The 12,498-nt window shown below is 54.8% G+C and carries 20 protein-coding genes, 1 tRNA gene and 1 pseudogene; 4 read left to right on the top strand and 18 right to left on the bottom strand.

Annotation, left to right across the window (positions count from 1 at the left end; translation table 11 throughout):
• Window positions 1-50 precede the first annotated feature (50 nt).
• Window positions 51-1,091 (top strand): zinc metalloprotease HtpX, encoded by a 1,041-nt coding sequence (locus IGNI_RS04120; protein ID WP_012122945.1) that lies wholly within the window; start codon window positions 51-53, stop codon window positions 1,089-1,091.
• 7 nt (window positions 1,092-1,098) lie between these two features.
• On the opposite strand, the gene IGNI_RS04115 is transcribed toward IGNI_RS04120, so the two are convergent.
• The 9 genes from IGNI_RS04115 to IGNI_RS04075 form a co-directional block, all read right to left on the bottom strand.
• On the bottom strand, window positions 1,099-1,278 hold the full coding sequence (locus IGNI_RS04115; RefSeq protein ID WP_052570120.1) for a hypothetical protein: 180 nt from the start codon (window positions 1,276-1,278) through the stop codon (window positions 1,099-1,101).
• A gap of 97 nt (window positions 1,279-1,375) precedes the next feature.
• A complete protein-coding gene (locus IGNI_RS04110) occupies window positions 1,376-2,476 on the bottom strand; it encodes a hypothetical protein (protein WP_012122943.1) in 1,101 nt (366 codons plus the stop codon).
• A gap of 103 nt (window positions 2,477-2,579) precedes the next feature.
• A complete protein-coding gene (locus IGNI_RS04105; RefSeq protein ID WP_012122942.1) occupies window positions 2,580-3,344 on the bottom strand; it encodes an ATP/GTP-binding protein in 765 nt (254 codons plus the stop codon).
• A 19-nt stretch (window positions 3,345-3,363) separates the two neighbouring features.
• Complete coding sequence (locus tag IGNI_RS04100; protein WP_012122941.1) at window positions 3,364-3,603, bottom strand: KEOPS complex subunit Pcc1; 240 nt, start codon at window positions 3,601-3,603, stop codon at window positions 3,364-3,366.
• Window positions 3,584-4,126 (bottom strand): Brix domain-containing protein, encoded by a 543-nt coding sequence (locus IGNI_RS04095; protein ID WP_012122940.1) that lies wholly within the window; start codon window positions 4,124-4,126, stop codon window positions 3,584-3,586. The genes IGNI_RS04100 and IGNI_RS04095 overlap by 20 nt, the downstream gene beginning before the upstream one ends.
• A 6-nt stretch (window positions 4,127-4,132) precedes the next feature.
• The gene (locus tag IGNI_RS04090; RefSeq protein ID WP_012122939.1) at window positions 4,133-4,396 is read right to left on the bottom strand and encodes a 50S ribosomal protein L37ae; all 264 of its coding nucleotides are present in this window, start codon (window positions 4,394-4,396) and stop codon (window positions 4,133-4,135) included.
• A gap of 118 nt (window positions 4,397-4,514) precedes the next feature.
• Window positions 4,515-4,592, bottom strand: a tRNA-Glu gene (locus IGNI_RS04085).
• 38 nt (window positions 4,593-4,630) lie between these two features.
• Window positions 4,631-5,080, bottom strand: coding sequence for a hypothetical protein (locus tag IGNI_RS04080; protein ID WP_012122938.1), 450 nt, complete (start codon window positions 5,078-5,080; stop codon window positions 4,631-4,633).
• On the bottom strand, window positions 5,077-5,739 hold the full coding sequence (locus tag IGNI_RS04075) for a hypothetical protein (protein ID WP_052570509.1): 663 nt from the start codon (window positions 5,737-5,739) through the stop codon (window positions 5,077-5,079). The genes IGNI_RS04080 and IGNI_RS04075 overlap by 4 nt, the downstream gene beginning before the upstream one ends.
• Before the next feature lie 73 nt (window positions 5,740-5,812).
• Here IGNI_RS04075 and IGNI_RS04070 point away from each other — a divergent pair, with 73 nt between their 5' ends.
• Window positions 5,813-6,136 carry a hypothetical protein gene (locus IGNI_RS04070; RefSeq protein WP_012122936.1) on the top strand — a complete coding sequence of 108 codons (324 nt, stop codon included), beginning with the start codon at window positions 5,813-5,815 and terminating at the stop codon, window positions 6,134-6,136.
• On the opposite strand, the gene IGNI_RS04065 is transcribed toward IGNI_RS04070, so the two are convergent.
• Genes IGNI_RS04065 through IGNI_RS04045 form a run of 5 tightly spaced genes read right to left on the bottom strand, consistent with a single transcriptional unit; the run spans window position 6,103 to window position 9,590 of the window.
• Complete coding sequence (locus IGNI_RS04065; protein ID WP_012122935.1) at window positions 6,103-6,960, bottom strand: SPL family radical SAM protein; 858 nt, start codon at window positions 6,958-6,960, stop codon at window positions 6,103-6,105. The genes IGNI_RS04070 and IGNI_RS04065 overlap by 34 nt on opposite strands.
• Window positions 6,957-7,562: a 6-phospho-3-hexuloisomerase gene (gene hxlB, locus IGNI_RS04060; protein WP_012122934.1), complete on the bottom strand. Its 606-nt coding sequence runs from the start codon at window positions 7,560-7,562 to the stop codon at window positions 6,957-6,959. The genes IGNI_RS04065 and hxlB overlap by 4 nt, the downstream gene beginning before the upstream one ends.
• Window positions 7,563-7,594: 32 nt before the next feature.
• Complete coding sequence (locus IGNI_RS04055; protein WP_238374082.1) at window positions 7,595-8,242, bottom strand: diphthine--ammonia ligase; 648 nt, start codon at window positions 8,240-8,242, stop codon at window positions 7,595-7,597.
• An 8-nt stretch (window positions 8,243-8,250) separates the two neighbouring features.
• Window positions 8,251-9,033 (bottom strand): dinucleotide-utilizing protein, encoded by a 783-nt coding sequence (locus IGNI_RS04050; RefSeq protein ID WP_012122932.1) that lies wholly within the window; start codon window positions 9,031-9,033, stop codon window positions 8,251-8,253.
• A 35-nt stretch (window positions 9,034-9,068) separates the two neighbouring features.
• Window positions 9,069-9,590: a hypothetical protein gene (locus tag IGNI_RS04045; RefSeq protein WP_012122931.1), complete on the bottom strand. Its 522-nt coding sequence runs from the start codon at window positions 9,588-9,590 to the stop codon at window positions 9,069-9,071.
• A gap of 23 nt (window positions 9,591-9,613) precedes the next feature.
• On the opposite strand from IGNI_RS04045, the gene IGNI_RS04040 reads away from it, so the two are divergent.
• Window positions 9,614-10,222: a hypothetical protein gene (locus IGNI_RS04040; protein ID WP_012122930.1), complete on the top strand. Its 609-nt coding sequence runs from the start codon at window positions 9,614-9,616 to the stop codon at window positions 10,220-10,222.
• On the opposite strand, the gene IGNI_RS04035 is transcribed toward IGNI_RS04040, so the two are convergent.
• The gene (locus IGNI_RS04035; protein ID WP_012122929.1) at window positions 10,173-11,057 is read right to left on the bottom strand and encodes a hypothetical protein; all 885 of its coding nucleotides are present in this window, start codon (window positions 11,055-11,057) and stop codon (window positions 10,173-10,175) included. The genes IGNI_RS04040 and IGNI_RS04035 overlap by 50 nt on opposite strands.
• 42 nt (window positions 11,058-11,099) lie before the next feature.
• Between IGNI_RS04035 and IGNI_RS04030 the strand changes: the two genes are divergently transcribed.
• Window positions 11,100-11,672: a KH domain-containing protein gene (locus tag IGNI_RS04030; RefSeq protein WP_052570114.1), complete on the top strand. Its 573-nt coding sequence runs from the start codon at window positions 11,100-11,102 to the stop codon at window positions 11,670-11,672.
• Here IGNI_RS04030 and IGNI_RS04025 read toward each other — a convergent pair.
• The 3 genes and pseudogenes from IGNI_RS04025 to IGNI_RS04020 form a co-directional block, all read right to left on the bottom strand.
• Window positions 11,643-12,098 (bottom strand): hypothetical protein, encoded by a 456-nt coding sequence (locus IGNI_RS04025; RefSeq protein ID WP_052570112.1) that lies wholly within the window; start codon window positions 12,096-12,098, stop codon window positions 11,643-11,645. The two genes, IGNI_RS04030 and IGNI_RS04025, sit on opposite strands and share 30 nt — an antisense overlap.
• A gap of 15 nt (window positions 12,099-12,113) precedes the next feature.
• Window positions 12,114-12,212 (bottom strand): annotated as a pseudogene (locus IGNI_RS07985) (hypothetical protein); the annotation flags it as partial.
• Window positions 12,179-12,496: a hypothetical protein gene (locus tag IGNI_RS04020; RefSeq protein ID WP_012122926.1), complete on the bottom strand. Its 318-nt coding sequence runs from the start codon at window positions 12,494-12,496 to the stop codon at window positions 12,179-12,181. The pseudogene IGNI_RS07985 and the gene IGNI_RS04020, both read right to left, overlap by 34 nt.
• Window positions 12,497-12,498: the final 2 nt, after the last annotated feature.

The following is a 12,498-nucleotide window of genomic DNA, read 5'->3' as shown; positions in this document are numbered from 1 at the left end:
ACTTTAATTCTCGGGGGGAAACACTTGCCTGCACGGGGTACGTTAAGGCTATGTTCTTGTGGGGTCCGTCCTTCTTCATTGAGCCTCTGCTGACCGCTCTAGTGTTAGCACTGATGGTCGGGCTGTCTCCGATAATCAACAAGGTCCCCAAGGGTGAAAGAGGGCTGAAGCTGTTCATGGGACTTACTCTCCTAGCGTACGTCTTGTTGCTCTACTCGGGATACAGCCTAATTGCAAGCACGATTGGGTTCAACGCGACGCTAATGGGCTTCGCGCTCTTTGTAACTGCCTTCGCAGTGATACAATGGCTAATAGCGCCGTGGCTGATAAACATAATGTACCGGACCAAACCCGCCGAGGAAGTCGAGCCTAGGCTGGCGGAGATGGTAAAGGCGTTGGCTGCCAAGGCAGGGTTCAAGAAACCTCCCAAAGCCTTGGTCGCTGACGTCAACATCCCTAACGCCTTTGCGTACGGTAACTTCCTGACAGGGAAGTACGTTGCTGTAACGAGGGGCATGCTAAACGTCGCCACCGAAGAAGAGCTGGAAGCGGTCATAGGCCACGAGCTCGGCCACCACAGGCACGGAGATGTTTGGTTGATACTGGCGCTGTCGCTGGCGCCGATGCTGATCTACTATTTGGGCAGGGTGCTGGTAGACTGGGGCTTCTTCTCCGGCGCCACGAGCAGGGACGAGAGGAACGAAGGGAGCGCGCTAATGTTCGTAGGGATGGCGCTTCTAGCAATAGGCATAGCTCTCAACTTCGTGCTGCTCCAATTCAACAGGTTAAGGGAGTACTACGCAGACTTGCACGGGGCCAAGGTAAGCGGTAAGAGAAACATGCAGAGGGCCTTGGCTAGGATACACTTAGCGTTCGAGAGCTTGAAGAGCGACCCAGCCCTTAAGGAGGAAGTCGCCCGCTTCGTGGACTCGCCCGCCAAGATGCTGTTCATATACGCGTTCGCTGAGCCGTTCTACGACATAGACGACATAGTTGAGAGGTTAAAGGCGGAGAGGACCAACCCGATTGTGGAGCTGTTCATGAGCCATCCGCCCATACCCAAAAGGTTGAGGTTTTTGGACGCGATATAACGCGATATCAAGGACCTAAGGGCAACGTTATCCCTATTCTTAGGGGTATCGTTATGTTATAGTTCCCCTTGCTTATATGGTGCAACGCCAAGTATATGTCTATTAACAGCGCCAGTATGCTCAAGCTCAGCCACAGTATCATAACTATAGTGAGGGCGTCTTGCAACGTAATGCCCCTCTTCCTCACGGTTTCCGACCATAAACTATGACAGACGGACGGTCAAAAACCCTTTTCCTCGGTCCATGGGAGTTACCTCACCGCCTCGGCGACCGCTTTACCTTCCTCATCGGGAGCCCCGTTGGAAGAAGTCCGAGAGCGTGGCGCGCCGACGCGCTTTATGCTCTATTACGCGCGAGAAGTCGTCCCTCACCGGTTCGTATACTAACTTGAAGAAGGAGTTAGGATTTATGAGTACCGAGTAAGGGAAGCTTGAGACGTAATCCAAGGCCTTGTCCCAAGCTATTTCGAACGGCAACCCGGAGCGCTCGAAGCGCCTCCACACTTGAGCGTAGAAGTCCTCTGGCCTTTGGGGCTTGTCTCCCATGCAGAACCACTCCCCGCACAGCGGGGCCTTGTCCTTCAGAGGGCTCAAGGGGCGAAGCTTCTCTATCTTCTTTAGGACCTTTTCGTCGTAGCCCGGCGGCCTCCTCGCGGACCTAGGGTTGTAGTAGTACTTCAACCAAGCGTAAAATATCGCCCTGTTTAAGCCGAAGCTCAGCGCCTTCATTAAGTTACCCATAACCAAGTAGTATCTGACGGCTTGCAAGAGGGCCATTACTGGGAAGCGCCCGGGGTGGGCGAACTCCCGGGGCGCGCCCTCCTCACACCGTTTAACGAACTCCTCTAAACTTCCTTCACACACGTCAATCGCTTCCTCGTTGGGTCTCCTCAAGGGGAGGAAGGGCCCGGAGCTGGAGTACGTGTAAGGCGCCGGCGGGAACCTCTCGACGGTCAACGCCTCGTAGAAGACCTCCAGCCCCGCCTCCTCCGCCAGCTTACGGGCCACGTAGGAGGGGGTGACCCTCTTGAGGGAGCTGAAACACTTCCTGCTGACCAAGACGTAGACCTCGGAGGAGTTGCTCAAGAACCACGGGGACGCTCCCTCGCGTTTGACGGCCCTAGCCACGGCCTCCCACGCGTCGGGCCTAACCTTCAGAACTACGTCGGAGGCGAGCCTCTCCTTGCCCCGATATAGGTCGGCGCTCGCGTAGACGGTCCTCGCCCACGGGAACCTCTTCAGCCACCCCTCCAGTTCCCCCTCGAAGATGATGGGCTCGCCGTTCCAGTAGCGGGCGAACTCCCCTTCCCCTTCGAAGCCCAACCACCTCATCTTTAAGTATTCTATCAACTCCTCGGTTACTTTTGCGAAGGGCGTGTCCTTCACCCGAACCTCTAAGTAGCGGTCGAGGCGGGAAGATTAATCGAGAGGCGGATGAGCGGCCACGCAGGAGCTGAGGGGTGACGAGGGGCCAAAGGCTGGCGACGCTTCAAGTAAGGTCTCCACAACTACAGTAGACCTCGTGGACGAGGTCGTACAACTCCCTCAAGCCTTCCTTAGTCTTCGCGGAGACCAGTATAGCCCTCTCCGGAGGGGCGTACATCTCAACTATCTTTATCAAGTCCATTATCATATCGCCGGCTATCCCTCCCACCTTGTCAGCCACAGACTTGGCGAACTCCTCGGGGTTCTCTATGAGCAACCTAATGGTTTTCATGTCTTCCTCGCTTACTAAGTCGACCTTATTTATCACAGTGACCACTTGGAGCTCTGACTTAGCTTGGAGCATTAAGCTCAACATGTAGCTCGTTAGCAAGTCCTCCGGGTGGGGAGCCAAGGAGCCGTCCACTATGTAGACTATCAGTACTGGCCTCAGCCTCTCCAGCTTCTTCAAGAACTGCGTACCTTCAGGCCTAAACAAGAACATCTCTAGCTGGCCCGGCGTATCTATCAAAATGTAGTCGGAGAAGCTTCTGAACACCTTATGCCTAATTATCTCTCTGGAATATTCTCCCAACAGTTCGGCCGCCTTTAAGAAGGCGCCGTTGGGCCCCAGCCCGTACTTCTGCATTATTTCCCTAATGGTGAACAGTTGGCGTATGTCGAAGTCCGGCTGGTAAGGGAGGGCCTCGGCGCCCGGGTCCAAATTAACCACTGATATCTTCAAGCCGACCTCTTTCCTTATCCAGTCACTGAAGGAGGCCACCAGGCTGCTCTTGCCCGAGCCGGCCGTCCCGGCGAACACCACGAACATGGCTCTCCTTTAGGCCCGCCTAAGGAAGACTTAAGAGCTGGGAGAGGCTCTCACAAGCCGCATAAATCCAATAGAGGAAGGAGTTCAACGTCGCCCTGAGGGCCCTCAAGTCCTCAGCCTCTATCGTTATCTTATTATCCGTCATGTATATCCTGACTCTCCTCTCTGAGGGTGGGTCGAGTACTTCCCTCTTCAACGCCTTTAAGACTGCCTCGGAGCAAGGCCCGTCTAGCTCTATCTCAGCCCTCCCCCTCCACAACTTCCCTCACCCTCAAAGAGGGGCCCACCGGGGCGCGCGACCCCGGCGTCCTGAAGATCACTTCGAAGCCCGCTTCGTGCGGCTCTACGTCCAGTATCAAGTCGTACTCGCTCGCCTCTTCTTCCTTCTCTATTAACGGCAAACCCAACAGCTCCGAAAGCTTCTCAGCCATTTCTTGGGCCTCGGGGATGAGAGAGTAAGCCCTAATGCCTACCTTCCTCGCATTGTATACTCTCTTACCCCTTTCGGACGAGAGGGTCACCCCCTTGAGCTTTATCGTTCCCCTCGGCACCAGCTCCGCGTCCACGACGTCGTAGACCTCTAGGGAGGAGGGGTTCCCGTGGTACTCTTTAACTATTATTACCTTGTCGGCCCCCTCGTCGGCCGCTATTGCTCCTAAGAGCTCCATTGATATCTTTCCTCTGCTAAGCTTAGAGGAGCCGGGGAGCACTGAGACCAAGTCTTTGACGAACGTCCTGGTCCTCGGAGAGGGCGAGTAGGCTGTAGTTATTAAAACCTTCAAAAAGTCTTACCTCCTTTCCGGCTTAGCTCCCCAAGCCTTGTTGAGGCCGGAGACCGGCACGTAAGCCGCCCCCGCGAAGACTCTGCCGCACTTCTCGCACTTCCAGAGCCCCACGGCGATCCTCTTCACGTATCCCTTTATCCCACAGTAAGGACAAGTGTGGGGAGCGTAGCGGGCCTCCATAACTTGCTTCCACTGCTTCCTCAAGGTGGAGCCGTACCTAGCCCCGAACCGGCCGGCTATGCCTACCACTTTGGTCCTCTTACCCATACCGTTCCCCCGCGCCCCTTGTGAGGGAGATTTAAAGCCTCTCAGCGGGGGGCGCGAGCTTAAGGCTCCCAGCTTCCCGGAGTCCGTGGATTAAGGCCTCTGGTGGGATTTGAGGTTTTGGTGCCGCCGCCGGGATTTGAACCCGGGTCACGGGCTTGAAAGGCCCGCATACTTGGCCGGGCTATACTACGGCGGCCCTCCGGCCACAGGGGAAGTCATCCGTCTTATAAGTTTTCACGACTTCCGGCGGACGAGGAAGTAGTAGCCCAACACTATAAAGGGAACGGGGTCGAGGGCCAACGCCTTAGCCGTAAACGCTTCGGGCCCTATTGCCTCCGGCCTGGTCGCGAACAAGATTATGTCCTTCGTCTCTATCCAAAGCGGGCCTAACCACGTAAGCGCCAATTTCAAAGCCTTCGGCACCATTAGGCCCCCAGTCAAGCTGATTACCCTTAACGCGTCCAACACCACCGCGGCGAGTACGCTGGCCTTCGTAACGGTCTCGTAAAGCCTTCCGTAGCTTTTATCGTACACCACTATCAATACGAAAGCCACTACGGCCGCAAAGGCCGTTGCGGGGTTCAGTACGTTTATCGAGCCTCCGAATGTTAAAGCGTCGAAGTAGCCTACTGCTACTGAAGCTATCACTACTAACAATGCAATTACGATCTCTGTCACGTTCACTGATATATCCCCGCCAGCTCTTCGAAGGAGGCTATAATTCGGTCCGCTACCAGCCAGTGGTCGAGAATCGTCGGGAATATGTAATACCTCCTCTTGGCCAACTTGTAAGCGTCTAAGCCGAAGTCCCCTCGGGGGAAGCCCCCCACCACCACGGGCAGTTCCTTAGCCTCTTCAGCAACCCCCTTTGGACTTACCAAAGGGGCGTTGGGATCCATCAAGATAATCCCTTCACTTCCTATGACCTTCTTTACCAAGTACCTAAGGTTCATATTTTTTATCTCCAGCATGGGCTCTTCGCTGTCCGGGGGAACTCTCCCTTCCTCGAACAGCTGTTCCATTATCCCTAGGAACCTCTCGTAGCTTCTAATGGGCTTCATCTTAGGGTTTACAAATATTACCAAGTCATCCCTAGTGTGGACGTAAACCCTCAACATCCCTCTGAGGTTGAGCGGCGAGGAGAGCGCCGCTGCGAGGAACATGAAAACTATGTCCGGCCTCCCCCTGTTCTCCTTATCCTTCAGCTTGCTCATAGCGTGGTAATGGTAACTCTTGTCCAAGATCACTTTGGTTGGCGGCTTGTTCCTCCTCTCCGCGTACTTTCTGACCTCCGGGTGTCCGGCTATCTCTCTGGGCACCAGCTCGAGGGCCGAATAAGCCATTATCACATGTAGAATTCTCTTAATGCCTTACCCCGGAAGGCCACACGGCTCGGGGAGTTAAGGTGAACTCGCCATGGACGGCGAACAGTGCCCCTTCGCTAGGAAGCTGAACAAGTTGATGTACTTGTGTCTGGTAGACGGGAGGGCCTACCCGGACTTCTTGGGCCTACATACAAAGAGGTGGAAGGAATGCTCCCTATTTAGAGAAGGGCTCGCGCAGCTGGACGCTATTCAGAAGTGTCTGGTGAGGGCCGGGAAGTTGGGCGTAGAAGTGCTCGAGTACGTAATCAAAAGGCTAGAGGAAGGAGCGTCCATACCGAAGAAGTGTCCCAAGGAAAGCGCTTGTGCGGCCTGCCCTTGTAACTACGAGGGCAAGTGCTTGCTAGGTATCAAGTGAGAGCCGTCGCAAGAGGGCGCCTCGAAGGGGAAACCTTCCCTACAGAAAGCATAGCTCATGCCCAACCTCTTGGCCCCCTCGGCCACGGGCCTCAAGAGCTCACGTCTGAGCTCCTCGGGCAAGTAGAGGTAACCCCCAACCTTTACGGCGCTCTTGTACAACTCCTTCAAATGCGGGAAGGCCTTAGTCATCCTTTTCAAGTTGTCCGGCTTCGCCTTGTAAGTTGACGTCGTCACGTGTTTTACGCCAGCGTTTTTCAACAACTTCAACATCTCTTTGATGTCGTCCTCCGAGTCGTTTACCCCGGGGACCACCGGGTCTATTCTGACCCCTACCGGAACTCTGTGCGAGACCCTCTTGATGGCCTCGAGCCTCTCCAGGGGGGAGGGGGCGCCCGGCTCCATAACTCTGGCCAACTCCTCGTCCAAGGTAGTTATCGTAACCATTATCGCCCCGATCCCTTCAATTAAATCCGCGTCCCTCTCGAAGAGCACCCCCTTCGTCGTTATGAGGACCTTGAAGCCGTAGTCCCTGATGAGTTTCAACGCTCCCCTGGTGAGCTCCAGCCTCTCCTCTATAGGCGGGTAGGGGTCGCTGGAAGTAGACACGTTTATCACCTTTGATCTATCGGCCTTCCTCAAGTCGCACTCGAGCCTCTCCAAGAAGTTCTTTTTGGGGTAGAACTTCTTCCCTATATAGGACGTCGCGTAACAGTAAAGGCAGGAAAACGGACAACCGGTATACGGTTGGAGGCTGTACTTCCTAGGACACGTGCACAAGGGCCCGTTCCACGGGTCGAACTCCCTCAGTACCTCGAACCTCACAGCTCTATGTTGGCGTGCTGCATTCTTAAGTCTTCCTCGCTCTTACCCAGCCTGTTCATGAGCTCTACCACCAAGCTGTCCAAGAAGGCTTGGACCGTTATCTCGAAGAGCGTTCCGAGTGGGGCGAGGGGCTCGTGCTGGCCGAGGATCTGGCGGGAGAAGTAGTCTTGCGATTTCGACAACTTAGTCCTCCCGGGTATTTCCACCACTACGTCGGCCAACTTCCCTAAGGGGGAGTTGGGGTAGCTGGTGAGGACCACAACTGTCGCCCCCACTTGCTTGGCCGCCTCGGCCGCGGCCAACACGAGCTTGGTGCTCCCCGAGCCAGAGATGGCAATTACCACGTCCCCCTCTCTCACGCTAGGAACTATGGTGTCCCCCAGCACGTAAGCGTTGTAACCTAGGTGCATCAACCTCATAGCAAAGGCCCTAGCCACTAGGCCGCTGCGACCGGCTCCCATTACTAATACCTTACTGTTGGGAGTGTTATAGATCTTCACTAACAAGTTCGTGAACTCTTCAACCTGATGCTCCTTCAACATCTTGCTCGCGAAGTATATAAATGTGGCAATTTCCCTCATGGTGTCGAGTAAGTACTTCATTTGGTCCCTCGCGACGCTCCGAGGGGCTGTTTTTATAGATCTCTTAATTCGGCCCTCCTAATTACGTATACCCAGTCCCCGGGTCCCCTCTTGACTACTTCGCCTTCAACGTATATCTTCTTTTTATATAAAGGAGCTCTCAATACCAGCGTTTCCGCCTCGCCGCCCTCGAAGGCTGGGTTGAAGCCGTACCTCCTCGCGCGCCTTATTATTTCCTCTACGTCTTCAGCAGTTATTACCCTTCCTAGGAACTCCGGCCCCAAGCCTTCGGCGGCGACCCTCACTAGGATGAACTCGAAGCCGTGTCTAATGAGCATCCTCATGTACTTCTCTTGGTCTACCCTCCAGAGGGGGTTGACCGGAACGAGGCCCGCTTCCTTCGCGAAGTACCCTAAGCGCTGCCTCTGGTAGTCGGAAAGCAAGGCCCCCGAGACCAAGTAGCTCGCCCCCCGCTCTCGGGCCGCGACCATTAGGTCCCTTACCGCGCCCTCTTCCCCCTCCTCGAAGATCCACTCGACGCCCATCGCCTTGGCTTGTAAGCCCACTGTCTCTACCGCGCTGAACTGGAGGAGCTCGGAGTCCTCGGGAGGCTTAAGGGTTAGCAAACAACATATTTCGAAGCCGTGAAGCGCCGCCCAGTGAGCGGCGTAGTTACTGTCCTTGCCTCCGGAGGTCAACACGGCCGCCTTCAGAGGACCACCACTCCCCAACCCTTCAGCAACCTCTTGACGGCCCTATAGACGGAATAAATCATTATTTCGCTTATCTTATCTAGGACTTTGTACTTAGCCTTGACCTCTATTTCGGCTACTTCTGAAGTCATCTTGATCTTGTATTCCGAGCCGGACACCATGTTGTCTGCAATTATTTTGGTAGTAGGGTCGAGCCTCCCGGCCAAGACTGCAGCCATTAAGGTGTTTATGTCTTCCTTTACCTTAATCAGTTCCTCGAGCGCCGAGCCTTCGTAGACCGTGACGGGTAAGTTCAGCCCCTCGGGCTCCAAGCCGGCTTCCCGCAAGATGTTGCTCAGCTGTTCGGGGCTCCTCCTAATCCATATGGACACGTCCTTTAGCGAGTCTAGGGAGAGGGCTTCCAGCGCGTCCATGGCGGGCAGCGCTCCGAAGGGCACGACGGCGTATCTCTTGCACTCCCCGCTCAACGCCTCCACCTCCTCCACTACCTTCTTCTCGGAGAACACTGCGGCGCTAACCACCACTACGTGGGCGCAGCTCTCCAAGGACTTCCTTATTATGTCTAAAGCCCTCTTAGCCCCTATATCTTCAACCACTACGTTCGGTTTTAGCTTGAATACTTTGTCCTCGTCAACTATTACCGTCTTTTCGTCGACCAACGAACCCACGTCCTTGTAGTTCATACAGCATAGGTAAAGCTTCTGAACGTCTTGGTCATCTTTTAACAGTTTTATCAGATGCTTGTTTAGTCGCTTCGAGCCCACGAGCGCCACTGACAACTCTATGCCCTACGTTAACGCAACCCTCTACAGAGTTATGAGCTTCTCGAAGTCGAGGCCCGTATGAGCCCGACTAAAAAGGCCGCCCCGGCGACCAACAGCCAAGCGCCGTTTTGGAAGTTGGGGTCGCCGTACTCCTCCGGCAAGGCGGGCCTAGCGGGAGGAGGGTTCACCAAAACTAACGCCTTAGTTCCCGTGATAACCATCTTCTCCAATGTGTGGGGTGTATAGGGCAAGTAGCTGACCGTCCAAGTCAAAGTGCCGTTGTTGCCCGCGCCGTCGGAGTAGGCCAGAGTGAGGGTAAAGGGGGGCCGAGGTAAGGTCGCTCGAAGGTCGACTGAAGTCTTGAGGGGTTCTGTCTCCAATAAGGTAGTGGTGGTTCCATCCTTCACAATTATTATCTCCACTCTGGACACGTTACAAGGGTCCGTAAGGCCCTTAACTACGAGCAAGTTATGATCTAGAACTATCTCTTGGGGGGAAGGAGGGCTCCCGTCGTCGCAGCCCGCAGCTAACAGCAGCCCCAATCCAAATAACAGAGCTATTACGTTCCTCACGGCCGCTCTGCCGGAAAGGTGGGATGAAGTCCGCAATTATTACTTTGCTCTCCCTGGCGCTGGCGTTCGCCGCAGTAGAGCTGAACGCCGAAGTGAGAGCGGTCGCGCCGGCGGAGAGGGGTTGGGTAGCCATAACGGACGAGGGCTTGGTGCTGCTCCCCCGCCCGCCCAACGCCACGCTCATCAGAGAGAACGTGAAGGTTGTTTGCGATACCCCCTACTTGAAGGTCTACGTTCCTACCGACGCCCCCGCCGGCTGCGTTATCGAGACCTTGCCTCTTTTGCAGCCCGCGAAGCCTAAAGTGATATGGAACGCGACGATTATGTCTAACTTCACGTGCGAGGGTCGATACTTGTTCTCTCAACTGCTAGACTCGGTAGTTAAGGGCAACGGGACCGTCGTAATATATCCCTTAGAAAACACCATTTGTAAACGAGTACAGATAGACGTCGCTAACGAGAACAGCACGTTGTTAGTAACCGTCCACATAAAGAAGATAAAGGCGTGGTTGGACATATGCCCTCCCTCGAAGTTGACTGACGTGGTGGTCGCTTGGGGCAAGGCGAGGGCTGTGAAAGTTGTTATAGACGGCAAGGTCGCGCTGGAAGCACGTAGCCCCCGACCTCCTTAATGCCCACTCTAACGATTTTTGTGCCGTCAGGCTTAACGTACAGAGCACCCTTAACCTTGACCCTTTCACATTCCACGAGTACCTTCAAGAACGCACTCTCATAGCTCTCGACCACCACTTCCCCCGCGCGCCTCCGATGAGGGTAATAGAACGCGCGTTCGTCCAAGGGGTCTAAGAACAGTTCACCCACAAAGGAGCCCACGAAGGTCGCCGCGCTGGCGCCGTACCTCTCGAAGCTCCTTTTAACGTACGAGAAGGAAATCGGCGTTCCGTCGAACCTCGCTCTGAGGGCCTTTGAATACAACCTCTTTGCCGTCGAGATGGGCATTCCAAGCCTTCTGGAGACGTTGACCACCCAAGAGGTCTCGGGCTCGAGTGTCTCGTTGTTCTTGAGGTTCTCCCAAGCAGCTACGGGATCGCTGTAGATCAATAGATCTACGTCCGAGAGGTCGTGATGAATCTTAAGCAACAAGGAGCCGCCCAAACCGACCCTCCCGGACAAGAACTTGCTAAACTTCAAGACCTTGTACTCCAACTCGTCCTTAGGGGCCGACAAGACTTCCTCGAAGCGCTTCAGGGGGTCCGGCGCCTCCACGACTTCGTCCGCGCAAACCAACGGGACTTCGCTGCCGAAGTTGGGGTCGTATACCCTGCGCCCCTTAAGCACGCTCACGGGCGAGTACTCCTTGACTAAGCGCCGGAAGCCCCTCCAAGGCCCAGCGCCCACGGCGTATTTGCGATAGGCCACGTAACAGCCCGGAGGGTGCTCGTAACCCACGACTACCGCTATTGAGTCCTTCAGCACGAGAAGCCTCTTGTCCTCTAAGGGCCACATATGAATAAACCACCGATAGGTCATACCCGTGGGGCAGCAAGTTTGAGCGCGTCCCCGATGAGGTTTTACTTAGGCCTTCCGCCCGAAACCTTGAGAAAGCTGATGAAGAGAAAGGACCTCCTCGAAGAAGCCATGAGGCTAACCAAGACCAATATAAGAATAGAAGGGGGGAGGGTTATAATAGAGCCTACGGACGAGAGCACCTCTTTAGACCTCTTAAACGCCAAGAACTTGTTGCAAGCAATAGCTTTGGGCTTCGACATTGAGACCGCCTCGCTACTCTTGAGGGACGAATATGTAATGGAAATAATCGACCTCCGTGACGTTTTGTTCAGTCGTAAGGACGACAAGGAACTGAGGAGGATCTTGGGGAGGGTTATAGGGAAGCACGGCAAGGCCAAGAGGAATATAGAGGAAATAGCTAAAGTCAAGTTGAGTATATCTGACGGCATAATAGCGATAATAGGAGAGTACGAAAACGTGGAGGCCGCGAAGAGGGCTATAGAGGAGTTAATAGAGGGGAAGATGCACTCGACCGTCTACCGGAACTTGGAGACCTCGATGAGGTACCTAAAGAGGCGTAACCTAACGAGATATTGGGAAGAGTTCCCTTAATTTAGGTATTACCTTCAAAGCTGAGTAGGCCTCGCTGGGCTGCCGAAGGGAGACCTCCAGAGCCACCCTCCAGAGCGCCCCCTCGAAGGGCTCCGGAGGGGGCTCGAGGCCCCGGAGCTTAGCGTACACGGCCACCTCGTATGGGAGCAATACGTACGCGGGGTTTTTGGAACGGTAGGGGTCGGCCATAGCTAAGGCCTCTTCGTCGTTCTCGTAGAAAGCTTTCAAAAGGAAGTATAACACCTTGTCTATGGAGAAAGCCCTTATCTCGCCGCCCTCCACGAGTTCAACCTTTATTCCACGCCTCCTTAAAGCTTCAGCCAGCATGCGGGCCTCTACCGCTCCCAACGAGGTATCTATAGTGTACTCCCTTATGTCCGAACGCAACTTCAATTCCTTAAAGGAGTTCCACAACTTGCGCTCCACTAACCGGAGGAAGTGCTTAGGACATAACGCCGTCCCCGAGGAGGGGTGCCTTATTATCGCCGGACGTCCGCAGTGACACTTTAATCCTCTAACCCGAGCTGGTCCATGCCCCATATCAGCCTCAGCCTCTCCTTCACCGCCTCCAAGTCGCTCGGGTCTTCTATGAGGTCCCCTAAGAGTCCGAAGACGTAGGGGTTGAGCATCTCCGGCCCCTCAACTATTTTTTCCCTTAACTCTTCTATGTACTTCCTCACTTCTTCCCCCTTTCCCTCGGCCGCCGCGTAGTAGGCCGCCATGGCCGCAACTGACGCCAAGAACCTGTTCGCAGAATCTACGTCCTCCTTGTCTATAAACTTCGAATAGACTTTGACTACCTCATCTATGGGTGGCAGGATCAAAG

Source organism: Ignicoccus hospitalis KIN4/I, from assembly GCF_000017945.1.
Classification (GTDB): domain Archaea; phylum Thermoproteota; class Thermoprotei_A; order Sulfolobales; family Ignicoccaceae; genus Ignicoccus; species Ignicoccus hospitalis.
This window is presented reverse-complemented; position numbering and strand designations above follow the sequence as displayed.

Bases quoted from the DNA above. Each gene is read 5' to 3' on its own strand.
- IGNI_RS04120 (WP_012122945.1), top strand. From the start codon at position 51: ATGTTCTTGTGGGGTCCGTCCTTCTTCATTGAGCCTCTGCTGACCGCT.
- IGNI_RS04105 (WP_012122942.1), bottom strand. From the start codon at position 3,344: ATGTTCGTGGTGTTCGCCGGGACGGCCGGCTCGGGCAAGAGCAGCCTG.
- IGNI_RS04090 (WP_012122939.1), bottom strand. From the start codon at position 4,396: ATGGGTAAGAGGACCAAAGTGGTAGGCATAGCCGGCCGGTTCGGGGCT.
- IGNI_RS04075 (WP_052570509.1), bottom strand. From the start codon at position 5,739: ATGGCTTATTCGGCCCTCGAGCTGGTGCCCAGAGAGATAGCCGGACAC.
- IGNI_RS04070 (WP_012122936.1), top strand. From the start codon at position 5,813: ATGGACGGCGAACAGTGCCCCTTCGCTAGGAAGCTGAACAAGTTGATG.
- hxlB (WP_012122934.1), bottom strand. From the start codon at position 7,562: ATGAAGTACTTACTCGACACCATGAGGGAAATTGCCACATTTATATAC.
- IGNI_RS04040 (WP_012122930.1), top strand. From the start codon at position 9,614: ATGAAGTCCGCAATTATTACTTTGCTCTCCCTGGCGCTGGCGTTCGCC.
- IGNI_RS04035 (WP_012122929.1), bottom strand. From the start codon at position 11,057: ATGTGGCCCTTAGAGGACAAGAGGCTTCTCGTGCTGAAGGACTCAATA.